This is a genomic window from Dyadobacter sp. CECT 9275, assembly GCF_907164905.1.
GTDB lineage: Bacteria > Bacteroidota > Bacteroidia > Cytophagales > Spirosomataceae > Dyadobacter > Dyadobacter helix.
The window spans coordinates 3289848-3312381 of the sequence record NZ_CAJRAF010000002.1; the positions used below are offsets into that span (position 1 = coordinate 3289848).

A 22534-nucleotide genomic window follows, 5' to 3' on the forward strand; every position below is an offset into this window, starting at 1 on the left:
TTCATTATCAATTATTTAAATTTTCATTACAGTCTGTTAAACTGAAATTAAAAACCATAAATAAAAAGCGGGTTAAATCCCTTGGAGAAGCAAATCAATGCAATTTTCGCGTCTGCATACCGCAAACCAAAAACCGCCAACCCGATTAGGGGGCGTTGGTGACTATGTAGGAGCCAAATATCCTGCAGAAGGAAGAAACCAGAAAATACGGTTCCTCAAAAGTAATGAAGGCAGCAGCCGGATCTGAAATTAATTGCCACAACGGCTCCGGCAAAATATAAAATCCCTGAAAAAAATCGAAGGAAAGTGCCGGTGTAATGACGGCATCCAGTGATAATGAACTGATAACGGCGCCCTGGCTTCCCTTTTCACCAGAAGCATCTCCTGCATCCGAAGCATGGAAATCAGGCCCGGAAACCTGTTTTTCCTGACCATAAACTTCCTTTAAAGACCATGTTTTTACTCCAGCTACCATTAAAAGCATGGTTGCCATGAGTAAAGTGATGGTTCTATTCATTAAAGTTTGGGCCTTCACTGATCTGATTTAGGTTTCAAATGAACGGCAAATTTTAAAGTAAAATATTACAATCGCAAATGGATTTTTTATAAAGACCTGGTTTTGAAGAAATATTAAGAAAATATTGCGGTCCGTCCGTAAGCTTACTGCGAGCGGGCTGGCTTTCAGTAGAATCCCTGAGCATTTGTTTCCGATATAAAAACGGTATAATCATGAGGAAAATACCCTTTCATATTCATACATGCATTCCTTATCTTTATTCTCTCAAGGACGGACCCCTATAAAAGGAAATAATAACCCACCATGCATTTTGTGCTAAACTATTACAGCCTGCGTCTTTTCTTTGACGGAATGCTGGTCATGATGCTGTTTTACGTACTCATCACCTATTACTGGCAAAGAAAACGTGTGCTCATTTTTTACGCACTTTACATCATTTCCATGCTCGTATACATGACGCTGGATGATACCTTCTACTATCATTTTGACAATGATTCTCCCAAAAACATTGTAGATGCCTACGATTTTGCACTGGGTACGTCTCAATATCTTTCGCTTTACCTGTATGGGCAGTTTGCGATACTCTTCATGGACCTGCGCGACAACGATCCACTTTGTGTCCGCATTATCGGTGCCATCGCGGTATTGTCAGTAGTGAGTGTGGCTATGGATTTCTATTATTTTTTTGTCAACAACAATATAGATCATTACATTTTTGAACGCTGCAAGGAAGTATTAAGATATGTTTTTGCTGCACTTGGCCTGGCGGTTATCTACAGGGTCCTACGCCTGAGAACCCGCGTGGTTTCATTCTTCGTGCTGGGCACCATGTGTTATATCACCGGAATGATCGTTGCCATTTTTCTGCTAAAACTGGATTCCTGGACTGCCAGGGATATCAGTAAACCGTTTTCCTTTCCCATGATTCCTACGGAAATTGGAATGATACTGGAAACCATCTGTTTTACGATAGGTATCTCCTGGATCAACCGACGTACGGAGATGGAAAAATTCCAATACCACGAAGAACTGATCGGTCAGCTTCGGCAAAACGAGGAAAAGCAGCTGAAACTTCAGTTGATCCGGAATGATATTGCCCGCGACCTGCACGATGAAATAGGTTCTGACGTTAGTGGGATCAAGCTCTTAAGCACGGTGGCTTCCAGGCAAATTGAAAGTGAACCACAGGAGGCCCGATCAACCCTTAAAATGATCGGAGACCGGGCTAATATCATTATGTCAGCAATGCGCGAGATTGTCTGGAGCCTGAACTCTGACCCGGAATCTGAGGATACCCTTAGTCTTCGCCTGATGGAAACCACCGAGTATGTATTCCGCCCCAGTAACCTTACCGTGCACACAGATATCCCTGAATCCATACCGCTGTGGTCCATGCTTCCGCATTATCGACGCGACCTGTTACTGATTTACAAGGAGGCTCTGCACAATGTGGTGAAACATGCCAGCGCCGAAAATGTATATATTCATGTAGGCATATCCCCTGATTACCTTGAGCTGAGCATCAAAGACGATGGTGTGGGTTTCGACAGCAGTCTGAAACAGCTTGGTAACGGATTAAAAAATATCCAGCAGCGCACAAGCAAATTGAATGGGGAAGTCCGGATAACGTCCGCTCCCGGCCAGGGAACACGGCTCTCCATTCGTTTTCCTGTAACAACGGATATTCCGGTGAACAATCCCGCTCACTGATAGGGAGGACAGGTCAGTTTAACCTGCCGTATTTCTTCATAATCTGGAGTACCTGGTCTTCCGGTAACTCTTCCACTTTACTTCCATTGAAACCTGTTGACGTTTTGGCCATAAAAAGTGAATTGATAATCGCTTCTTCGGTAGCTTCAATCACAGCCATAAACAAAGGAGAAACATAATCATTATGCAGCAAGGTAGCTCCGCTGGTTGCCTGTTGGGTTTCATGTAAAACCCGGTTGACAGTGGAAAACGCCAGTACATAGTCTCCGCTTCCGTTTTCAGCAATACCGCCTGTTTTTCCAAGCCCGAGCATGGCCCTTTTGGCGAGCCTTTTCAGGTTACGCGCGTCCAGCGGTGCATCCGTCGCTACCACAATCATGCAGGAACCCGCCGCCGACTTGTCCAGATTATCCTTGAACGCATATTTCCCTAGCACTTCTCCAACCGGCACACCGTCCACCTGCAGCACTCCCCCAAAGTTGGACTGCACCAGTACGCCAACCGTATACCCTCCCAGATTCTGCGGCAGCTTCCTTGATGAGGTACCTATGCCCCCTTTCCATCCAAAACAAACGGTACCTGTGCCCGCACCCACGTTTCCTTCTTCCACTTTTCCGTCAGACGCTTGCGCGAGCGCATTTAATACATGTTCCTTTTTTATGTAGCGTCCGCGGATATCATTGAGTGTACCATCATTGGTTTCGCCCACCACGGCATTAACAGATCTCACATTTTCGTTACCGCCCTGTCCAAGCGTCCAGTCGATCAGTCCGTCGGCGGCGGTTGGTACACTCAGGGTATTCGTAAGAACAATGGGGGTTTCCATTGTGCCGAGTTCTTCTATCTGTGTTGAACCGGTCAGTTTTCCAAAACCGTTTCCGACATATACGGCGGCGGGGACTTTTTGCTGAAAAATGTTCCCTCCGTGCTGTAAAATTGCAGTGACGCCGGTCCGCACGTCTGCTCCTTCATAGAGGGTTATCTGCCCCACCCTCACCCCTTCCACATCGGTGATGGCATTGCCTGCTCCCGTCGGGAGTACACCTATCTTTATTCCCGCTTCCCTGGGACGTTGCTGCGCCATAACCAGGTAGGGTAAGCTGCTTAACAACAATATACTTAACACTTTCATGAAGGAGCGTTTTTTGCAGCGAAAAAACGAAAAGTTTGATAAATTATTCACATAACGAAAGCCCGAGGAATAAAATATTTTACCCTGAAACAAAAAACCGGCATTCCCCTGAGATGTGGTCAGGAAAATGCCGGAAAAGGCCCTTATTTTCTTGATCAGTCTTCTTCCGGACGTGCTTTGGCCGGATCAATCACCGTTTCCTTCCGGCTCACGGCAGAGGCTCCAAAGTACCCCAGGGCTTTGGGGCCGTTGGCATTCGTATTCACCACGTTGGACTTGATATTAGAGTTAGGCGTGGCAAACAACCCTCCGTTACTGGCCTGCTCCCGTACCAGTTTCAAAAACTCAAATGCCTCATTGGTAATGCTGTGTAATTCCACCCCAACTGAATTTCCGGCGGAATAAAGTGAATCTACCGTAATCGACTGCCGCAGGGGAAGTATAAATATAAGCCCGTCCGAAGGTGCCCCTGACCCGAAAGCCGCATCGTACGCAATAGAAATATTCACCGGATTGTTTGCACTTACTTTCCCGCTCACCACCGGCTTAATCCAGTAGGTATCTCCTTCTCCTACGAAATCACGTGCGTAAAATTCAGCAATAAATCCTTTTTTGGGACCTTTATCCGGCTCAAAGGGGTAGGTTTCGTGCTGGTATACCACCGAATCCACGGTTGGTACCCGTTTGATCTGGTTAAAAGCCGTATAGGTATCATCCCCATTTTTGATGCTAAGGGTGTAGGTTCTTCCAATATGCCCCAGGGTATCCGCACCATTCCAGACATACTTCCCGTCGGCACCACTGTAGGGAAATTCATATTTGTTTCCTAGATTGTCCGTGACAGTAACCTCTGCGTTTAGAACAGGCTTCGCCGCACCATTATCAAAATAATCTGCTGACCACGTCAGGCGGATCGTCTGTGCGCCGGGCTGGTTGGTAATCCAGCCATCCACAACCATCTGGGAAGGGCCATTGGCTGTTTTCAGATCGATTACATCTTCGCAACTCATGAGCGACATCAATGTGGATAACAATACGAGACTGTAAACCAACGATTTAAATATATTTTGAATAACCATTTTCATGTGATAGTTTCTGAATAAATGACTGGTTTTTCGCTTGTGACAAACAGGCGATCTGGTGAGTCGATTAAAACTTAAAGTTATAGGTTACAGAAGGGATCATGCTGCCGATCACAGAATAGCGTACCGCCTCTGTTTTCAGTGCATTATCTTCATTTACACGGGTATATACCGAAAAGGGATTCCTCCTGTTGTAAACATTATAGACCGAGAATACCCATTCTCCTTCACCGGTTTTGAACAACTTCCGTTTGGACTTCAGCGTAGCGGCCAAGTCGAGGCGATGGTATGCCGGTATCCTGCTGTTATTTCTTTTGCCTTCATAATTGTTACCCAGTGCCCAGCCCTGAATTTCGTAACGGTTGGTAGCAAAAGTAGCCGGGGTACCGGAAGCAATTGTAAAGTTCGCAGAGAGTGTCAGCCGTTTTCTCAGTTCATAAATGGCCACGGATGTGAAATTGTGGGGCTTGTCAAACCTGGCTGGAAACCAGTCGTCATTATTAACGGTTTCCACTTGTCTCTCGGTTCTTGACAAGGTATAACTTACCCAGCCCGTCAGCTTACCTTTGTTCTTTTTAAGGTAAAATTCCGCACCATATGCTCTTCCTTTGCCAAACAGCAGGTCACCTGTAAAATACTGGTTCAGCAGCAGGTCTGAGCCCGGCACATAGTCAATCTGGTTATACAGCTTTTTGTAGTACACTTCCACAGAAGCCTCGTAGGTATTATCTTTGAAATTCTGAAACCAGCCCAAAGCCACCTGATCGGCCATCTCGGGTTTAATAATGGGCGAACTCAGCGTCCATACGTCCAGCGGGGAACTTGCTGCCGTATTGGAGAGCAAATGCAGGTACTGCGCCGTACGGTTATAACTTGCCTTGATGGAAGTAGTAGCATTCAGCCCGATATTCAGAGAAGCGCGTGGCTCCCAGTTGCCGTATGACTTGATCACATCGCCTTTACCATATTCTTTTCCAGGAAGCACAGGCAGTTTCCGCTGTCCTTTCACTTCTTCGATATAATCATATTCGGTACCTGGTCCCAGGCTGCGGAAATAACTGTAACGGATACCATATTGCAAGGATATTTTGTCCCCGAATTTTTGCTCGTTACCAATATAAAGCGCTGATTCATCAGCATACTTCGGATCAAGACTAATATCGGTTGTTTCTCCTTCGGAAATGGCTATAGCCTTGCCCGGACGGGAATCATACCGGATATATTGTCCGCCAAAAGTAAGCTGGTTGTTCGGTGTGATGTAATAGGTGAAATCGGGCTTGATACTCTTGCTGATGATCTTAGATTTCCAGTCAAATTTATCCCTGGCATTATCATCATTCACATTCTGGCCCAGAGAGTAGTCGTAATTACTATAGTAGCCAGTCAGGTTCATGAATAATTTGTTGGAAAAAATGTGATTCCAGCGCCCAGTGGCAGTAGCATTGCCCCAGCCAAAGGCGAAGTCGCCTCCACCGAAAACATCTTTACCAAAGTATCCTGATGCGAAAAAGGTATCTTTTTCTCCCAGCCGGTAATTCACTTTGGCCGTGAGATCATAAAAATTGAATTTGGAATCGCGCAGGTCTTTATTCAGAAACGGCTTGGCCAGAATGTCGATGTACGAACGCCGCGCGGCTACGATGAACGACCCTTTTCCTGCAGCAAAAGGCTGTTCATAAGTAAGGCGTGAGAATATGGAACCTATCCCACCATTGATTTCACGTTTTTTGGCATTCCCCTCTTTCATCCTGACATCCAGAATAGAGGATATCCTTCCGCCATACTGCGCCGGGATCCCGCCCTTGATCAGTTTCACGTCCTTCACCGCGTCGGGGTTAAAAACCGAGAAAAAACCAAAAAGGTGAGAGGAATTATAAACCGGTGCCTCATCCAGCAGCACCAGGTTCTGAGAGATATCCCCGCCACGAACGTTAAATCCGGAGGCTCCCTCTCCCACGGTGGTCACACCCGGTAAAAGCTGGATGCTCCTGATCAGGTCCACCTCACCAAGCAGCGCTGGCATCTTTTTGATGGTTTTCATTTCCACTTTATTCACCGACATCTCAATGCTGCGGACATTCTCATCTTCCTTCTGGGTGGAGATCGTCACCTCTTGTAGCTGATTACTTTCATCGGCCATTTCGATATTCACCGTCTGGTCTGTGGACAGGTTTACCTCTTTGATTATCTTTTGATATCCAATGTAACTGTAAACCACATTGTACTGGCCTGCCGGAAGTGTGAGGGAATAAAATCCGTAGGTATTGGTGGTCACGCCCGTTTCCGTCTCGCGGACATACACCGAAACACCAATGAGGCCTTCTCCGTTTGCAAGGTCTTTTACAAACCCGCTGATCGTCTGTTTGGTCTGGGCATCTGCGGTAAGGCTCATGATCATCATCAAAGCCAGCATCAATGCTCCTTTTAACTTTTCATTTTTCATGCTAAAAAAATTTTTTTTCATCTGTACTATGTGTGGTGTTGGTATATCCGTTAGCAACTCGTTTAACGACTGTCTGACAACTCAGCCGACGTTTACCCTTATGTGTTTTCAGAAATATTGTAAAACCAATATTAAACAGCTGTACAAAACAAGCAATTACGCACCAAATCCTGTACAAAAAAGTGACGAACCTCTGTAAAACAGGAATGAATGGAATGAACGAATACGGGAACGTAATATCCGGAGTAGTACTTTTTTATGAAAGTTTCATAACCTCCCCGTCGTCCGTGCATGTGGACAACAACTCTGCACTGGTTTTTTTGAAAAGAGGGTGTAAAAAATCAGAGGCAATTTCGGAAAGAGGAACCAAAGTAAAGCGCCTTTCATGAAGCCTGGGATGAGGTACCGTCAGCCGCGCGCCTGCCAGCACAAAGTCGTTATAATACAGTATGTCAATGTCTATAACCCGTGCGCCCCATTTTTCATACCGAATCCTGCCCAGCTCGTGCTCTGCTTCCAGTACAATCCGGAGTACCTCTTCCGGCTGCAATGCTGTATTTACCTCCAGTACCTGGTTCATAAAAGCAGGCTGGTCCGTTACACCCCAGGGAGAGGTCTCATAAACCGATGATGCCCGGACAATCTCGCCCACACGTTTTCCGATGAGCAGCCGGGCGGCCTGCAGCACCTGGGAACGTTCGCCCAGATTGGATCCCAGCAAAAGATATACCGAATTTGAGCGAGCCATAAAGTTTTAACCTGATGAGACCTGGAAGAAGCAAGCAAAAAAAGGGACCACCCAAACCGGGAAGTCCCTTTCCAATAAATTCGTAAATTTCTTAGAATGTAAGCGTGCCTTTGTCGTATGCTTTCTGAATAGTAGCTTCGATACCATTCTTGTTGATTGTACGAAGTGCAGAAGCAGCTACTCTTAACGTAACCCATTCTCCGGTTGAAGGAAGGAAGAAACGTTTCTTTTGCAAATTCGGGAAGAATTTACGTTTTACTTTATTGTTAGCGTGAGAAACATTATTTCCAACGCGTGTTCTTTTTCCAGTAATTTGACAAACCTTAGCCATGACCTTACAATTTTTCCAAATGAGGGTGCAAAGATGCGTAATTATTTTTTTATGAGCAAATAAGCGTAAAATATATTTTAAAATTTTGTTACAAAACACCCTGTTCACCACCGCATCCGGAACCCTACGCCGTGAATATTATCAATTTTGATGGCCGGGTCAGCGGATAAATATTTGCGCAACCTTGAAATGAACACGTCCAGGCTCCTGCCCATGAAATAATCGTCATCACCCCAGATCGCCTTCAGCAGGTCATCGCGGCGGATCACCTGGCCGGGGCGGTCGGACAGATATTTCAGTACCTCCGCCTCCCTGAAGGTCAGATTTTGCAGCACCCCATTCCCCGACAAGGTAAGTTTTTGAAAATCAAAATCGTAAATTCCCACTTTCCCCGGCTCAATCTTTGACGCCGCAGGGGTGGCAGAGGTACTTCTCCTCAAAAAAACCTCGATCCGTAGCCTCAGTTCCTCAATACTGAAGGGTTTGGTAATGTAATCGTCACCCCCAAGTTTGAGTCCTTTGATCTTATCCTCCTGCAGTGAGCGCGCCGTCAGGAACAGAATGGGTACCAGCGCATCCTGTTTCCGGATCTGTTCAGCCAGGGTAAAACCGTCCATTTTGGGCAGCATAATATCCAGCACACAGATATCAAAATGCTCTTTCCCAAATAATTCCAGGGCTTCGGCACCGTCTGCGGCATGAATGATGTCGTAATCAAATTGTTCCAGATTATCTTTGGTAGCGAAAGCGAGGTTAGGATCATCCTCAACGTATAATATTTTCTTTTTCAAGTTTGTCCGGTTTTAAAGCGAATGTATGTGTTATCTGTTTACTTAAAACTTCTGCCCCGGTCTGCTTTTCCCTGCGGGATACGTATCTTAAAGCTGCTTCCCTTTCCCAGAGCGCTGTCCAGGGTCAGTTTCCAGTGATGCGCCAGGATGATCTGCTTCACATAACTCAGGCCAATACCGAATCCTTTGACATTGTGCACGTCGCCATAAGGTATCCTGAAAAACTGGTTAAATATTTTTTTCTGGTATTCGGGGGCTATACCAATACCTTCGTCCTGCACGCACACCACTAGCGCACGGCCCTCATTGCTGGTTCTGACGATCACATGCGGGATATCTTCCGAGTATTTCAGGGCATTATCGATCAGGTTGTTCATCATACAGCGAAAGTGGAACGGATCCGCTTCAATAAACGGGTCGCTCGTTTCGCTGGTGAAGTTCACCTTCTCGTCGTAAGGCAACAGTACCGAACGAATCACTTCGTCCACATCAAACCATTCCTTTTGCAGATGTAAGGCATTTTGTTCGGCCTTTGCGGTGGAAAGTACCATTTCTACCTGCCCCTGCAGCCGCCTGATCTCTTCCTGAACAATACTTACATACCGGCTGTGCCTTTCGGGCTGGCTGGTAATGATGTCCGAATTCAGCACGTCGGCGGCAATTCTGATGGTTGAAATGGGCGTCTGTAGTTCGTGCGTCATGTTATTCACAAAATCCTTTTGCACTTCCGACAGCTGTTTCTGGCGGAGTATTACAAAAAGTGCGTAGGCAAAAAGCGATACCGCCACCAGTACCAGCGCCGACGACCCGATGGCGTTGTTGATACTTCCGGCAAAATAGGCCTCCTGCTCGGGAAATCTTACGCCGAAGTAATAGGGATACTTGTCGGTTTTGATCCAGTCGGAGGTCGGGGCGGAGGTTTTGTCATTATTTTTGGTACTTAACGACATCCCGTACCGCATCCTGTTGGTGGTACAGTCATAAATTCCGATCTCAAAATCAGTGATAAGGTTGTGTTTCTGGAAGCTCTCCTTGATGAAATGTTCGAGTAACTCGGGCTGTGTGGTGGAGTTGGTGTTCACCAGAAAATATTCCGGGGAAAGCTGTTCAACCGGGTTCACTGTCTGCATCACGCCATTCACTTTTGCCAGCTGGCCTGCCACATCCTGCAATGCAACATGGGCGTTCTGGTTAAACTGCCTGCGACGTAGTTCAAGCGCCTGCTTCACCCAGAATATCTGTGTGATCACCACGCCGATAATCAGCAGGGCAGAGAAAACGGTAAGCCATTGAATGGTTCTGCGGGGCATTAAAAACGCAATTTTATTTAGGTAAAGTTAACCGTTTTTATTTTCCGGGACTGCAGCGTGGTTTTTGATCAACAGATACTACGCTCCGTCGGCAATATTATTCTCCTTTAGTACACTTAAATTTATTAGACAAAAAGATTTTTTTCTGCCATATTTATATCGCCCTTATTACTCAGCCCTTATATGAAAAATTTCTTCCTGTTCTTTTCCACGGCTCTTTTCGTCTGGGCCTGCAGTACCGTTCCCGATCCCGCTTCCAAGGTATACTATATCACCGAAACCACCACGACACGCCAGCCATCCGGAATTTGTGCTTTCAGATACAAAATTACCAATTCCTATTCCAGGCTCGACAACCAGAGTCAGCAGAATGCCGTAAGGGCAGCTTTTGATCTCTGGCAAAAAGGAAACCCTAACCTGCTGTTCCTGCAAAAGCAAGATGGCCTTACTACAGAAATCGCCATCCGGTTTGCCGAGCCCTCCGAAATACCACAGGGCACCCAGAAAGCGCCGATCGGCTTGGTCCGCGGAAATATCCCGACCATCTCAGCACTGAAAGTGGACAACAATAATTATACCATCTTACTGGATGCCAGTTTCCCTTGGGATACGCATGCCATTACCCGGGCGCTTTCGTTCCACATCGGAAAATTTCTGGGCCTGGAAATTTCTCCGGAAAACGGCTCCATGATGAACCCTGTCTACCTGAAGGAAACCATCCGGTTGTCCGATGCCGACTCTGTCAAAATTAACGCGTTGTACAGCCTGCCATGTACCAGTGGCTGTAACAATTTTCTTCCGCTGTCCTTACCGGTAAATGATATCATCACCAAAAGTATCCGATTAGACAAACAGGGGAAAATAGCCATCAGCGCATCGGGGCGTATGGTCATTGGTTTCTGGCTCGGATGGAGCACGCCAGCGGGTCTGGAAAATGGCCTTTTCAGCGTTCCCATCGGTGATTACAGCCTCGACAGATCCATCAACCACGCCGCGCTCATCTACAGAATCAACAATGAAACGAAATGGAGATATTGCGGCACGGCCTGTGAATTCTCAACAGATGGGGTGAGCCAATGCATTGATGTCACACTGGCTATCAACGACAACAAACCGAGCGACAACGACGGCGCTTACGATGTTACCGTTAATTACAAACCCTGAGTTTCCGGCATGAAAAACTTGATGCTGCTGTTCATCGTGGCCTGGGCCTGCTGCATCCAGGCAGGTTATGCCCAGACAACGGTATATCTGCAAAACTGGCTGGAGGGTGAAAAACATGCTATTAATGGGGAATTCGCCGAAAGCATGAAGTATTACCAAAAAGCCTACCAGGCCGTGGCGAAAACAGACCCTGTCCGCGCGGCCAATGTCTGCAACGACATGAGCAGCGCCTCCTATGGAGATGGCCTCTACGACCAGGCGCTGCGTTATTGTTACCGTGGACTGGCACATACCAAAAACCGGGCTTCCGTACCCGATTCCATTTTTTTTAAACTGTACTCCAGCCTTGGCACAATGTACAATGAAATGGAGCACCGTGATTCTTCATATTTCTATTTTCAATCTGCCGATGCAGTCTTAGATCGTACACCAATAGTTGAAAATCAAATACCAATATATGTTTTGCATCACTATTTGCATCAGGGTCGAGCCTTTTGGAAATTTCATAGATACCATCAAAGCATAATCTACTTTTCCAAAGCCAAATCTCTCTGCCAGAATCACAAACTGACAAATGATTTGCAATATGTTGAAAGTAGCCTTGCTGAGGTTTATGATTTACTTGGACAACCACAAAAATCCCTAGTTTTCAGAATATCAGCAATTAACCACATTTCTTCTAATAATGACGAGTTAGAAAAACTATACACTGGTATCGGGTATACCTACCAACAACTTAATCAAATAGACAGCGCATTAATTTGGCTAAAACGAGCGAGAAACGTTTCAATTTCACAAAGTTTGGAAAATAAAGCTGTAAAAAAACAAGATATTCGCCTGCTTCTCCTCCTAGGACATTGCCATTCCAGTATTGATGATTTTAAGAACGCTGAGTATTTTTTAGACCTGGCGGAGTCTCAATTGGCTACAACTACTGGCAATTCTGCATGGGTAAGGGCAAACATAAATATAGAAAAAGGAAGAAATTCTCTTAAACGAAAAAACTACAACACTGCAGCTCTTTATTTTGAGAACGCCTTTCAGAATACATGCTATAATCGTGATATCACTAATTTTTTTAATTTAATTCTCCCAGAAATTGGATTAAATGCATTATACCTGAAAGGCTATACTTATCATCAAAAATTTAATACTTCCGGTCAAATCACAGATCTTCTATTAGCTTATGAAACCTTCAAGAAACTAATAATTCTAAAAAAAACTGCATACCAGGAAGGCATAAATGATGCCGAGGAAAGATATACATTATCCAAAGAAGGCATAAATATATTTTCCGAGGCCATTCCGATAGCTTATACACTTTATCAAATTAAAAAATCTCCGAAAATCCTGAACCAACTTTTTGAATGGTTTGAACAGGCCAATACCTCCTACCTGAACGACGCCATCAGCAACAAGAATTTGACGAGAGAAAATCTCCCGGCAGCCTTACAAGCCGAAGAGCAAAAAATACTTAAGGAAAAGGCCCGGCTGATCGAAAAATCGGATCCCTCCTCAGCAGAATATCAGGAAAAACTGAACGAGCTAAGACTCAGATGGTACAAATTCAGCCAGAAATTAAATAAGTCGAATAAAACATCGGCCCTTTCGATCCGCCCTAAAGAAATTCAAAATCAGCTGGACCCCGGAGCTGCCTTCATCTCCTATAAATGGTACGGAGATCATATTTACACTTTTATAATTACCCGGGATACCTCCCGCCTGGAGGTTTTACCGGTTAATGCCAAACGATTACAAAACAATCTGGACCATTTAGAAGGACAACTACGTCACAATCCGGGTTTTGGGAAATATTCAGGGACCGAAGCTGCTATTGACTGTTACCGGCTATTGGTTGAACCCTTAAAAAAATGGGTTTCAGGTAAGAACCGGCTGATCATAGCCCGGGACTGGCGGTTTAATTTTTTACCTTTTGAATTACTTGAGACCGGTAAAAAAACACATGACTACCTCACACGGCAGTATGCCTTTTCCTATACCTATTCCGCTGCGTATTTCTGGCAGCATCCGTCACTGGCACAAAAATCAGGACAGTCGGCCACGCGTTCCAGCCTGATTGTCGCACCCTTTATAAACCAGTTAACAACGGAAGTCACAAAAGGCTGGGCACCTGTGGCCGACCTGGATGACCTGGACGACATGGGAGGGGAAAAACTGTGGGCGGAAGGAGCAACCAAACAGGCATTTTTAGACAAGGTGCAGGGGCAGCATGTGCTGCAGCTGGCCACGCATGCCCGGTCGGCAGACAACAACCCCGACGACTCCTTCATACAGTTTTATCCCGGCGGAGACAGCCGCCTGTATCTGAGCGAAATATATGCTCTTCCGTTGCAGGACACCCGTCTGGTTATTCTGAGCGCCTGCTCAGGAGGAGAGGGTATGAGCAAAAAAGGAGAAGGCAATATTTCCCTGGCACATGGTATGGTGCAAGCCGGCTGCCCCTCGGTGATCAGTACCATTTGGGAGGCCAATAATGAAGTAACCGCTTTCCTGACTAAAACAACATACCAATACTTAAAAAAGGGAATACCCGTAGACCTGGCCTTACAGCGTGCGCGAACTGATTTTTTTGATGATCCCGTGCTTAAAAAATTCATGCACCCTTATTACTGGGCCAATCTGACGCTCATTGGTAATTATGATCCTGTTTTTAACACGGGAACCGGATACCTGTGGTTTGGAATTGCGGGAGTGATCCTGATTTTAGCAATGATGTTATATATGATGAGCAAACGCTCCGGTAATAAAAAAAGTGGCCATACCGAACCGGATGACCACTGATCAATAATCAGGGATGACAGTTAGAGCCACCGCCGCAGTTGGATTTTGGTGGCTGGTCTGCATCTCCCTCAACCGATCGGGTGACCGTATTTTCAGGAGAAACACCTTGTTCGCTGCAGGAAGTGGCCAGAACCAACAGTAACATAAAACCAAGTAACGTTTTCATAATTAGGTATGGTTTACGGAACCTCCACCAGTGGAAGTTCCGCAAATAAGATACCAGGTTAGACTTTGAGATACCAGATCTTTACCAAATTGTTAGTAAGCGGTCAGATAATAAAAAAAGTGGTCATCCCGAAAACAGGATGACTACTGATCAATAATCAAGGGTGGCAGTTAGGTCTGCCACTGCAGTTGCCCTTTGGAGGCTGGTCAGGATCTTCTTCAACCAATCGGGTGACGGTATTTTCAGGAGAAATACCTTGTTCGCTGCAGGAAGTAGCCAAAACTAATAGTAACATAAAACCAAGTAACGTTTTCATAATTAGGTATGGTTTACAGAACCTCCTCCAGTGGAAGCTCCGCAAATAAGATACCAGGTTAGACTTTGAGATACCAGATCTTTGGCAAATTGTTAGTAAGCGGTCAGATACTAAAAAAAGTGGTCATCCGGAAAACCGGATGACCACTGATCAATAATCAAGGATGGCAGTTAGGACCACCGCCGCAATTATTTTTCGGTGGCTGGTCAGGATCTTCTTCCACTGATCGGGTGACCGTGTTTTCTGGAGAAACACCTTGTTCGCTGCAGGAAGTAGCCAGAACCAACAGTAACATGAAACCAAGTAACGTTTTCATAATAAGGTATGGTTTACAGAACCTCCTCCGGTGGAAGTTCCGCAAATAAGATACCAGATTAGACTTTGAGATACCAGATCTTTACCAAATTGTTAGTAAGCGGTCAGATACTAAAAAAAAGTGGTCATCCGGTTTTCCGGATGACCACTGATCCATAATCAAGGATGGCAATTAGGACCACCACTGCAGTTAGATTTCGGTGGCTGGTCTGCATCACCTTCTACTGATCGGGTGATCGTATTGTCAGGGGAAACACCTTGTTCACTGCAGGAAGTAGCCAGAACCAACAGTAACATAAAACCAAGTAACGTTTTCATAATAAGGTATGGTTTACAGAACCTCCTCCAGTGGAAGTTCCGCAAATAAGATACCAGGTTAGACTTTGAGATACCAGATTTTTGGCAAATTGTTAGTAAGCGGTCAGATACTAAAAAAAGTGGTCATCCGGGAAACTGGATGACCACCAACAAACAATTACGGGTTACAGTTAGAGCCCCCGCCGCAGTTTGACTTCGGAGGCTGGTCAGGATCACCTTCAACCGATCGGGTGACCGTGTTTTCTGGAGAAACACCTTGTTCGCTGCAGGAAGTAGCCAGAACCAACAGTAACATGAAACCAAGTAACGTTTTCATAATAAAAAAGTTTAGAAGAAACTCCCCCCGTTGGAAGTTCTGGCCGTTAAGGGGAAGGCTACATTCACATTTCCCCCGGTTCAGGAAAAAAAATTTCCGGCGGTGTTACTTTTTTTGGAGCAAGAGGAATAAACAGTTCAAACAGGCACTGCTCAGCACATGAAGCTTTTTACAGACCGAGAAATCGTTGATGCAATATTTTCAAAAGAATCCAGGGCAGTGAATGCCGCTACCGAACAGGTGTACAAGCAAAACCAGAAGAGGATTACCCAGTTTGTGTGTACCAACGGAGGAACCAAAACGGATGCGGAAGATCTGTTTCAGGATCTGACGATCATATTTTTAAACAATGTATGGAATGAGAAATTCTCTCTTCGCGACAATGCCCAGATCAGCACCTATCTGTACAGTATAGCGGAAAACCTGTGGTATAAAAAAATCCGCAGCTCAACCTCTGCACTTAGGCGCGAAAAGAACTACATGGACGACTTTCTCGCAGCCGCACCCGACCAGGACAGTCCTGTGCAGCAGGTGATTGCAAAGGAAGAGGAAAACTGGAGCCATGTCATATTCAATAAGCTCCGGACCGAAGCACAGGATGTATTGAAAGCATATTATGACGAAAAACTGAGCATGAGCGAGATAGCGATTCGCCTGGAATATACCAATGCAGATACCGCCAAAAACCGGAAATACCGGGCCATGGAGGAATTGAAAAAGCTTATTAAAAAATTCAGACCGGAGTAGTTCCCTGCCTGATTCACCGGTGTCACAACACTAAAAATCAACGATACCCATGAGAAGACCAACCGACAAAACAGAAGAGCAGGAATGGATAGAACGTTATCTTGAGGGCAAAATGTCCGAAGATGAACGCAAACACTTCGAAACAGAATTAGCAAAGGACATTAACCTGTCAATGGACACCCAACAATTAAAACAAGCCCACCGCCTCATGAAAGAGGCTTTTCTGGAAGAACAGGCACTGGCTACCGTCAGGCGCCTGCAGGCTGCCAGCCGCTCCCGCGAAAAAATCATTTACTGGAGCAGGTACCTCGCAGCGGCATCGGTAAGCGGCATTATTTTTGTCACCTATCTTTCTTTAAGTATGCCCCGGTTTCCTGACTCGGAAAACGATTTCACGGTGGTCCGCGGGGCCAACACCACCACCATGCCGCTCAACCAGCGGGCCGTTTTCGATCAGTTTTTTGAAGGACAAGCACACATTGCCGAAGGGCAGTACATCCTGGCAGTCAGGAATTTTGAAACCGTATTGCAGTCCAGCGACCTGAGACCTTATTTTAAAGAAGCCGCCCAGTGGCATCTGGCGGTAGCCTATCTGAAAAGCGGGGATATCTCCCGTGCCGAAAATCTTTACCAAAGATTTGATCATTGTACCGACTGCGAATATACGGTGGGCACAATGAACCGCTGGAAAATATGGTGGCAAATCCGCTGGAAAAAGTTGCTGCCATAAGACTTTTATTAGTAACTTAATGTCTCAATTAATAACCTTCCTGTGCCGTCATGAAATTACCGTGGAACAGTTCCTCAAAGAACCTGATTCAACTGTTTCAAGCTACTGAAAAACCCACTGTAAACCAGATGGTAAGCCTGATTTCCGAATTTTTCGGAAAGGCGGTTTCCGGAGAAGTCAGGCAAATGGGCATTGATTCCCGTGATCACGAGCTGCTGCTCTACCGCGAAACCATGACTGAGCTTGCGGCATTGCTCAGAAACCAATATCATCTCTGGGAAAACTGGACCAGAAAAGAGGTGGACCGGCGTATCCCGGATATTGTAACTGCCACCGACTGGAAATTACGCATTCCTGGTTACCGTTATTCTCGGGAAGAAACGGGTACCTTGGGCAAACAGGGCATGGCGATCATCAGAGCCTTGCCTGAGTCTCTGAGCGTATGCCTGAAAGACCGCAAGGAGACGGTCAGAAAAACCCTTGTCAGGAAATATGCCACCAAAACCGAGGATGCTCAAGCGGTTTCCGAACGCACCCTTCGATGTGTCATCACCCTCAAACGTCACCAGGGCTGGGGAAAAAACACCATTTTTACCTGGAGCAAAGACAGGGAACTAAACCTGAAGTATACCCTGGTAGAAACCTATCTGTATGAGCAGCTCGCCTTATACTCCTTTGTTTTTAAGGAGGACAACAGGGCCGTTTTTATGGAGGATATCCGTTATAAGTTAAAACAATATCTGATCAACAAGCTTTCTTCGCATCACCAGCGGGCTGAAATTGCGGAAGAAATCATACAGGAAATTCTTATTTCTTTCTTTGATAAAAAAGCCGGGTATGCCGCCCACCCCGAAAAGTTTTATGTAGATACCCGGCTCCATACCTATTTTATCAAACTGATTAAGGACAGCCGGAAACTCCGGAAGTACCAGGGCGAAGTGGATGACAACACCGAAGACCTTCCTTTTGATGAGCAATTTTTTTCCAGACAGGGCCATGAGGTATCCGCCAGTGAGATCATGGAGATCCTCCACCAGTGCCGGCTCTTGCTGGATGATAGCTGCAGGGAATTTTTTGAGCTCAGGTATTCCGAAAATTTTGCAGAACCGCTTAACTATGAGGCAATGGCCGACATACTGGACCAAACGCCCAAAAAAGTGGAGAAACTTGCCGGGAAATGTAATGAAACTTTAAAAACTTCGATCATTGAAAAATCTATTGAAAAGGGGATCGTGTTGAAAAAATCATGGACGACTACCAAAAAGAAAGACTTATCCGCGCCGCAAGAACCGGAAAACTGACGGAAGAGGAGTACCAACTGTATTACCAGCTGCTGGAAGAAAATCCCTCCCTTGCCCGTGACCTGGAATGGGAAGGGTTTATGGATGAGCACATGCCCTCTGCCGAAGATGCCGAGCTCTACGAAGCTACTGCCCGGCTCACCATGCCCGAAGAAACCCGGGAAGTATTTCCTATTGGTTACCGGTGGGCGGCTGCGGTCGTTTTGCTGATCATAGGAGGCTGGCTTGTCTTTCAGTTTATCACTGATACCACAGGCCCTGAACTGGCATCGTCTGGCTTTCTGCGCTTTTACAGCGGGGATACCAGGCCCGACAGCCAGCTGGGCTACGCAGAAGGCGATGGGCCGGTTGGCAGGCGTGGCTTAAAAATATGGAGAAACAGCAGGCAGCAGGACCTTGTAAATTACCAGTTTTGTAATGATACCCTACAGTTGTTCTTTCAGGATCTGGAGGATACGCTTCTGATTCAGAAAAGTTACCGGCTTGTCTACAAGACAGACTCCGCAGCTTTCAGCATGGTATCCGACAAGTATCCTGTGGTGGTGCTTGAAAACTGTACCGATAAACCTAAAACCCTCATCCCCGCCAGGCAGTGATTAATTCCACTGCACCCGCTTATCTTACCATTTATGAAAATACCTTTACTGACCCTGTCACTCCTTTTCTGTGTAACCACCACCTCTTTCTCCCAGAGCATGCTTCCGTGCAACTGCAATGCCCTGAATGAAATCCCAAAAAATTACATGGCCGAAAAACAGGCCACTGAGTTGCTGAACACGTATATTGATCAGCTCTGGAAATATTCGAAGATCAGGAAGATACGTGACCCGTTTGTTGTCAAGGAAGCACTTTGTCCGTATGCCTTAACCGATATCTGCCTCACCAAGCTCCCTGATGGTACTGCGGAGAACGTCCGCCTGATTCTGTACAGTAAAGAGTTTCTTGAAGACCTGAATAAAGCAGGACAAACGGCTTCTTATGTAGACCGCCATGTATTACTGCATGAACTGGGGCATCACGTATTAGGCCATCATAAAAATTCCAAAAGTATGGAAGCGCTTCTGTCAATCTACAAGCAGTCGGCCCCGGATCCTAAGGAATGGAGAAAATACGGAGCAGCCAACCCCATGGCCCAGGAACTTGAGGCTGATATATATGCCGTCTGGGCGTTGTCAAAGCTCGAAAAGGGTTTTACCGTGCAGCAACTGGTGAGCCAGTTCAATACACAGATACTCAATCAGAAGGATAAGGAAGCCATCGCCGCAAACCATAGCGACCACCCTCTTTTCCGTGACCGTATCGAGACCATGCGGAAGTTTGAGGCGCAGATGCTCCGGGCGCAAAGTAAGGTGGTGCCCCGGAAATACTTTTCGGATATTGCCAGCAGTGCCTATCTGGACCTGTGGCCCGACGCACCAGTAATAGACATTGCCCTGAACGCCGGTATCGCCCTGGGCGGTATCACGGATTTTTCCTATGACGGAGAAAAAACGGATGGCTTTTTGTATCCGCCAAAAACGTTGAAAAGTATTTCAAATTACCATGCAGGTTTATCCATCACCCGGTTCCGGTGGGACAGGCATTGGCAACGTCATGTGGATATACAGTGGTCCAGGCATAAATATGGTACCACGGTACAAGGCGGTAGCGAAGAGCAGCTGATCGAAAAGTTTCAGGTGGATTACCTGACCGTCGCTCCAAGAATGACCTGGAACAGTGCTACCGGCGGTAAAAAAGGTTCGTTCCAGGCACTTCGTGTGGGTTTAATAGCAGGGTTTGGTTTCAATTTCAGGATCCCCGCCGGGAAAATAAGTTATACCAATTACATCTCTGATGTGCCCACTCCCAAATCCAGGTTTACCCTCGGCCCAAAGGCGGTTGTTGGCGTATCACTTTTAAAGAAGACATTTTTACCAAAAGGTGCCAATATCCTTTTCAGCTACGATCCGCAATGGATACGCCTGGATACCCCCGTGAAAACCTGTGTGATATCTCATAATTTGGAATGTACTCTACAATACTCAATTTTTCGCCACTGAGGTAATCCGATACGCATCCGAGAAGCCGGTTTCCTGTCAGGAGCCCGGCTTTTTTCTTGACCAACAAAATCCTGATTGATAGCGAGTTGCTAGATACTCCCTATTTTTTTCAAAAAAAGATCTGTTTTACCCGTTACCTATGCTCAGGTACCGCGATTAATACTCAGAAAGCGCTGCTGAGGGAGTAGTTGCTTCAACGTAAAACTTTATACTCCACTTTATTAATCACTCACCTCATGAAATTTTTAAACACCAGATTATTCATCCTCCTTGTGTTATTAGGTGGAATGATGACTTCCTGCAGCAAAGATTCAGATGACGTAGGACCTGCATTAACAGGGAAATGGATCATTAAAAGTATAAACTACAAGACGTACGTCGGCAACACGCTCGACGAGGAAGAAACAGAAGACTACTCAGGGGTGGCTTACCTTGAGTTCAAAACGAATGGTACCTTCGTTGCTAAAGACGAAGACGGGTCTGTAGACGAATTCGAATACACGTACAATGCATCCGCTCAGGAGGTCCGTGTTACGGATGACGATGAAGTAACTGTGTTGAAAATACAGGAGCTTACTTCTTCTTCACTGATCATCTATTCCGAAGATTCCGCAACAAGTTCCGGTGTAACCTACAAAGCCCGCGTCACATTCTCCTGCAGACGTGCCTGATCATCATTTTATTCATAAAACTTAAAAGTAACTCCATTTATCCAATTAAATTCTCATGAAAAAGTTTATCATTTTATCCGTCTCACTATTCAGTCTATTATTAGTTACACAGGCCAAAGCACAGGTTTTCGAGAAAGGTACTAAGCTGATAGATGCTGGTTTCGAATTCCAGGAATCGTTTGAAGAAACCGTTATCCCTGTTTTCGGAGCTTTTGAAATAGGCGTAACAGACGACATAGGCGTGGGCGCCAAAATGCGCTTCTGGTCCAAACACGATGTGAATAGTCTGGTGATCCAGGCTACGGGCGCCTATCACTTCGGCAGGTTTATACCGGTAGAAAAGCTTGATGTTTTTGGTAGCCTCGGGTTGGGTGTCAACCGGATCTGGGTATCAGACTATGCCGAATATTCAGCCAGTTCTTTTATGATCAGCCCGCAGATTGGAGCACGTTATTTCTTTACCGAAAAATTTGGTGTAACCGCGAAACTTGGTGTCGACAGTTACAGGTACGACGACGGTTACTATGACTACGGCTCACGTTACACCGATGTCAACCTTGCACTAGGTGTATCCTTTAAATTTTAATCCCCCCGAATTCGATTGAGAAGTAATTTTTTATCGTAATAAAAGTTCAGACACATGGAGGACATTGTTCTCCATGTTGTTTTTTATGGTGGTATCTGATTTTTAGTTCATGGTATGATAATCGGTTAAACCTTCCAGGGGTGATTTCACGATCCTGCCGGGTATCAGGCCCTCTTCCAGTAAAACCCTTTTGAGGATATCCTGGTAAAAGAAAGCAACCGAGCCCGTAAAATGAACCTGATACAGCGCCGCATCCCTGTGCTTTTTGATATACTTTTTTACAAAAAGGGTGAAAGCCTGCGTAACCAGTTCCTGTAAAAACGGGTGTTCGATATGGCTCGCGATAAACCGGGAGAAGCCCGCAAAATACCGGTTTGGGAACGGCTGGCGATAGGTTTTGTCCAGAACCGCCAGCCGGTTGACCTCCGGATAGGTATTGGCAAACTGCGTATATAGCTCGTCCGGCATTTCCTGCTGAAGGTATTGTACCACCAGGGTTTTACCCAGATAAGATCCGCTGCCTTCGTCGCCCAGGAAAAATCCCAGCGACCCGATTGAATGGGTGATATGTACCCCGTCAAACAAAGCATTGTTGGCCCCGGTACCAAGTATACAGGCCAGGCCGGGCTTGTGCCCGCACAGCCCTCGTGCCGCACCCAGCATGTCCGAAGCCACTTCAATAATTTCCGCCGCCGGTATGCATTCACTTAGTGCATCATACACCGGTTTCCCCGATTTCGCATCCGCACAGCCCGCTCCATAAAAATGAATCTCGCCCACTTCGCCTGTCAGCCGTGGTAAAACTTCTGTTTCTAAAATTTTAACAATATCTCCCGTCGACTGGTAAAAAGGATTCATTCCTGCGGAGGCAAGCATTGTCCTGCTCCCCTGAACATCCGTAAGTATCCAGTCGGTTTTAGTGGATCCGCTGTCTGCAATGAGTATGCTCGTATTTTTCAAGATCAGTGTTCTTTTGTCCGGCACTGCTGTTGCAACCGG

Annotated in this window: 24 protein-coding genes; 10 read left to right on the plus strand and 14 right to left on the minus strand. The window is 46.0% G+C overall.

Features of this window, described 5'->3' with window-relative positions:
* Window positions 1-145 precede the first annotated feature (145 nt).
* Window positions 146-517, minus strand: a complete 372-nt coding sequence (locus KOE27_RS21305; RefSeq protein ID WP_215240807.1) for a hypothetical protein — start codon at window positions 515-517, stop codon at window positions 146-148.
* Between the two features lie 303 nt (window positions 518-820).
* Here KOE27_RS21305 and KOE27_RS21310 point away from each other — a divergent pair, with 303 nt between their 5' ends.
* The gene (locus tag KOE27_RS21310) at window positions 821-2227 is read left to right on the plus strand and encodes a sensor histidine kinase (RefSeq protein ID WP_215240808.1); all 1407 of its coding nucleotides are present in this window, start codon (window positions 821-823) and stop codon (window positions 2225-2227) included.
* A gap of 13 nt (window positions 2228-2240) precedes the next feature.
* Here KOE27_RS21310 and KOE27_RS21315 read toward each other — a convergent pair whose 3' ends face one another.
* The 7 genes from KOE27_RS21315 to KOE27_RS21345 form a co-directional block, all read right to left on the minus strand.
* On the minus strand, window positions 2241-3359 hold the full coding sequence (locus KOE27_RS21315; protein ID WP_215240809.1) for a DmpA family aminopeptidase: 1119 nt from the start codon (window positions 3357-3359) through the stop codon (window positions 2241-2243).
* 155 nt (window positions 3360-3514) lie between these two features.
* Window positions 3515-4438 (minus strand): DUF4249 domain-containing protein, encoded by a 924-nt coding sequence (locus KOE27_RS21320; RefSeq protein WP_215240810.1) that lies wholly within the window; start codon window positions 4436-4438, stop codon window positions 3515-3517.
* 70 nt (window positions 4439-4508) lie between these two features.
* A complete protein-coding gene (locus KOE27_RS21325) occupies window positions 4509-6884 on the minus strand; it encodes a TonB-dependent receptor (RefSeq protein ID WP_215240811.1) in 2376 nt (791 codons plus the stop codon).
* A gap of 256 nt (window positions 6885-7140) precedes the next feature.
* Entirely contained in the window at window positions 7141-7632 is a 492-nt protein-coding gene (gene folK / locus KOE27_RS21330) for a 2-amino-4-hydroxy-6-hydroxymethyldihydropteridine diphosphokinase (protein ID WP_215240812.1), read from the minus strand.
* 91 nt (window positions 7633-7723) lie between these two features.
* On the minus strand, window positions 7724-7963 hold the full coding sequence (gene rpmB / locus KOE27_RS21335; RefSeq protein ID WP_215240813.1) for a 50S ribosomal protein L28: 240 nt from the start codon (window positions 7961-7963) through the stop codon (window positions 7724-7726).
* 104 nt (window positions 7964-8067) lie between these two features.
* Window positions 8068-8754 (minus strand): response regulator transcription factor, encoded by a 687-nt coding sequence (locus tag KOE27_RS21340; protein ID WP_215240814.1) that lies wholly within the window; start codon window positions 8752-8754, stop codon window positions 8068-8070.
* Window positions 8755-8792: 38 nt separating this feature from the next.
* Window positions 8793-10064: a sensor histidine kinase gene (locus KOE27_RS21345; protein ID WP_215240815.1), complete on the minus strand. Its 1272-nt coding sequence runs from the start codon at window positions 10062-10064 to the stop codon at window positions 8793-8795.
* 183 nt (window positions 10065-10247) lie between these two features.
* On the opposite strand from KOE27_RS21345, the gene KOE27_RS21350 reads away from it, so the two are divergent.
* Window positions 10248-11228: a matrixin family metalloprotease gene (locus KOE27_RS21350; protein WP_215240816.1), complete on the plus strand. Its 981-nt coding sequence runs from the start codon at window positions 10248-10250 to the stop codon at window positions 11226-11228.
* 9 nt (window positions 11229-11237) lie between these two features.
* On the plus strand, window positions 11238-14030 hold the full coding sequence (locus tag KOE27_RS21355) for a CHAT domain-containing protein (protein ID WP_215240817.1): 2793 nt from the start codon (window positions 11238-11240) through the stop codon (window positions 14028-14030).
* 7 nt (window positions 14031-14037) lie between these two features.
* On the opposite strand, the gene KOE27_RS21360 is transcribed toward KOE27_RS21355, so the two are convergent.
* The 5 genes from KOE27_RS21360 to KOE27_RS21380 form a co-directional block, all read right to left on the minus strand.
* The gene (locus tag KOE27_RS21360; protein WP_215240818.1) at window positions 14038-14196 is read right to left on the minus strand and encodes a hypothetical protein; all 159 of its coding nucleotides are present in this window, start codon (window positions 14194-14196) and stop codon (window positions 14038-14040) included.
* 157 nt (window positions 14197-14353) lie between these two features.
* Entirely contained in the window at window positions 14354-14512 is a 159-nt protein-coding gene (locus tag KOE27_RS21365) for a hypothetical protein (RefSeq protein WP_215240819.1), read from the minus strand.
* A 157-nt stretch (window positions 14513-14669) separates the two neighbouring features.
* Window positions 14670-14828 carry a hypothetical protein gene (locus KOE27_RS21370; RefSeq protein WP_215240820.1) on the minus strand — a complete coding sequence of 53 codons (159 nt, stop codon included), beginning with the start codon at window positions 14826-14828 and terminating at the stop codon, window positions 14670-14672.
* 158 nt (window positions 14829-14986) lie between these two features.
* The gene (locus KOE27_RS21375) at window positions 14987-15145 is read right to left on the minus strand and encodes a hypothetical protein (RefSeq protein WP_215240821.1); all 159 of its coding nucleotides are present in this window, start codon (window positions 15143-15145) and stop codon (window positions 14987-14989) included.
* A 157-nt stretch (window positions 15146-15302) separates the two neighbouring features.
* Window positions 15303-15461: a hypothetical protein gene (locus KOE27_RS21380; protein ID WP_215240822.1), complete on the minus strand. Its 159-nt coding sequence runs from the start codon at window positions 15459-15461 to the stop codon at window positions 15303-15305.
* Between the two features lie 159 nt (window positions 15462-15620).
* Between KOE27_RS21380 and KOE27_RS21385 the strand changes: the two genes are divergently transcribed.
* The 7 genes from KOE27_RS21385 to KOE27_RS21415 all read left to right on the plus strand — a co-directional run bounded on the left by KOE27_RS21385 (window position 15621) and on the right by KOE27_RS21415 (window position 21535).
* Window positions 15621-16208 (plus strand): RNA polymerase sigma factor, encoded by a 588-nt coding sequence (locus tag KOE27_RS21385; protein ID WP_215240823.1) that lies wholly within the window; start codon window positions 15621-15623, stop codon window positions 16206-16208.
* A 49-nt stretch (window positions 16209-16257) separates the two neighbouring features.
* Window positions 16258-16938, plus strand: a complete 681-nt coding sequence (locus tag KOE27_RS21390; RefSeq protein WP_215240824.1) for an outer membrane protein assembly factor BamD — start codon at window positions 16258-16260, stop codon at window positions 16936-16938.
* Window positions 16939-16988: 50 nt separating this feature from the next.
* Window positions 16989-18239 carry a sigma-70 RNA polymerase sigma factor region 4 domain-containing protein gene (locus KOE27_RS21395; protein ID WP_215240825.1) on the plus strand — a complete coding sequence of 417 codons (1251 nt, stop codon included), beginning with the start codon at window positions 16989-16991 and terminating at the stop codon, window positions 18237-18239.
* Window positions 18185-18835: a hypothetical protein gene (locus KOE27_RS21400; RefSeq protein ID WP_215240826.1), complete on the plus strand. Its 651-nt coding sequence runs from the start codon at window positions 18185-18187 to the stop codon at window positions 18833-18835. The genes KOE27_RS21395 and KOE27_RS21400 overlap by 55 nt, the downstream gene beginning before the upstream one ends.
* Before the next feature lie 33 nt (window positions 18836-18868).
* Window positions 18869-20278 carry a M48 family metalloprotease gene (locus KOE27_RS21405; RefSeq protein ID WP_215240827.1) on the plus strand — a complete coding sequence of 470 codons (1410 nt, stop codon included), beginning with the start codon at window positions 18869-18871 and terminating at the stop codon, window positions 20276-20278.
* Between the two features lie 236 nt (window positions 20279-20514).
* Complete coding sequence (locus KOE27_RS21410; RefSeq protein WP_215240828.1) at window positions 20515-20949, plus strand: lipocalin family protein; 435 nt, start codon at window positions 20515-20517, stop codon at window positions 20947-20949.
* Between the two features lie 55 nt (window positions 20950-21004).
* A complete protein-coding gene (locus KOE27_RS21415) occupies window positions 21005-21535 on the plus strand; it encodes a hypothetical protein (RefSeq protein ID WP_215240829.1) in 531 nt (176 codons plus the stop codon).
* Between the two features lie 102 nt (window positions 21536-21637).
* On the opposite strand, the gene KOE27_RS21420 is transcribed toward KOE27_RS21415, so the two are convergent.
* The gene (locus KOE27_RS21420) at window positions 21638-22495 is read right to left on the minus strand and encodes an N-acetylglucosamine kinase (protein WP_215240830.1); all 858 of its coding nucleotides are present in this window, start codon (window positions 22493-22495) and stop codon (window positions 21638-21640) included.
* Window positions 22496-22534 lie beyond the last annotated feature (39 nt).

What these genes read in the sequence shown, in the direction of transcription:
- KOE27_RS21395 (WP_215240825.1), top strand. Translation starts at nt 16,989, where the DNA reads ATGAAATTACCGTGGAACAGTTCCTCAAAGAACCTGATTCAACTGTTT.
- KOE27_RS21310 (WP_215240808.1), top strand. Translation starts at nt 821, where the DNA reads ATGCATTTTGTGCTAAACTATTACAGCCTGCGTCTTTTCTTTGACGGA.
- KOE27_RS21390 (WP_215240824.1), top strand. Translation starts at nt 16,258, where the DNA reads ATGAGAAGACCAACCGACAAAACAGAAGAGCAGGAATGGATAGAACGT.
- KOE27_RS21410 (WP_215240828.1), top strand. Translation starts at nt 20,515, where the DNA reads ATGAAATTTTTAAACACCAGATTATTCATCCTCCTTGTGTTATTAGGT.
- KOE27_RS21375 (WP_215240821.1), bottom strand. Translation starts at nt 15,145, where the DNA reads ATGAAAACGTTACTTGGTTTTATGTTACTGTTGGTTCTGGCTACTTCC.
- KOE27_RS21370 (WP_215240820.1), bottom strand. Translation starts at nt 14,828, where the DNA reads ATGAAAACGTTACTTGGTTTCATGTTACTGTTGGTTCTGGCTACTTCC.
- KOE27_RS21350 (WP_215240816.1), top strand. Translation starts at nt 10,248, where the DNA reads ATGAAAAATTTCTTCCTGTTCTTTTCCACGGCTCTTTTCGTCTGGGCC.
- KOE27_RS21415 (WP_215240829.1), top strand. Translation starts at nt 21,005, where the DNA reads ATGAAAAAGTTTATCATTTTATCCGTCTCACTATTCAGTCTATTATTA.
- KOE27_RS21325 (WP_215240811.1), bottom strand. Translation starts at nt 6,884, where the DNA reads ATGAAAAATGAAAAGTTAAAAGGAGCATTGATGCTGGCTTTGATGATG.
- KOE27_RS21320 (WP_215240810.1), bottom strand. Translation starts at nt 4,438, where the DNA reads ATGGTTATTCAAAATATATTTAAATCGTTGGTTTACAGTCTCGTATTG.
- KOE27_RS21400 (WP_215240826.1), top strand. Translation starts at nt 18,185, where the DNA reads ATGGACGACTACCAAAAAGAAAGACTTATCCGCGCCGCAAGAACCGGA.
- KOE27_RS21380 (WP_215240822.1), bottom strand. Translation starts at nt 15,461, where the DNA reads ATGAAAACGTTACTTGGTTTCATGTTACTGTTGGTTCTGGCTACTTCC.
- KOE27_RS21315 (WP_215240809.1), bottom strand. Translation starts at nt 3,359, where the DNA reads ATGAAAGTGTTAAGTATATTGTTGTTAAGCAGCTTACCCTACCTGGTT.
- KOE27_RS21345 (WP_215240815.1), bottom strand. Translation starts at nt 10,064, where the DNA reads ATGCCCCGCAGAACCATTCAATGGCTTACCGTTTTCTCTGCCCTGCTG.
- folK (WP_215240812.1), bottom strand. Translation starts at nt 7,632, where the DNA reads ATGGCTCGCTCAAATTCGGTATATCTTTTGCTGGGATCCAATCTGGGC.
- KOE27_RS21360 (WP_215240818.1), bottom strand. Translation starts at nt 14,196, where the DNA reads ATGAAAACGTTACTTGGTTTTATGTTACTGTTGGTTCTGGCCACTTCC.
- KOE27_RS21385 (WP_215240823.1), top strand. Translation starts at nt 15,621, where the DNA reads ATGAAGCTTTTTACAGACCGAGAAATCGTTGATGCAATATTTTCAAAA.
- KOE27_RS21365 (WP_215240819.1), bottom strand. Translation starts at nt 14,512, where the DNA reads ATGAAAACGTTACTTGGTTTTATGTTACTATTAGTTTTGGCTACTTCC.
- KOE27_RS21305 (WP_215240807.1), bottom strand. Translation starts at nt 517, where the DNA reads ATGAATAGAACCATCACTTTACTCATGGCAACCATGCTTTTAATGGTA.
- rpmB (WP_215240813.1), bottom strand. Translation starts at nt 7,963, where the DNA reads ATGGCTAAGGTTTGTCAAATTACTGGAAAAAGAACACGCGTTGGAAAT.
- KOE27_RS21405 (WP_215240827.1), top strand. Translation starts at nt 18,869, where the DNA reads ATGAAAATACCTTTACTGACCCTGTCACTCCTTTTCTGTGTAACCACC.
- KOE27_RS21355 (WP_215240817.1), top strand. Translation starts at nt 11,238, where the DNA reads ATGAAAAACTTGATGCTGCTGTTCATCGTGGCCTGGGCCTGCTGCATC.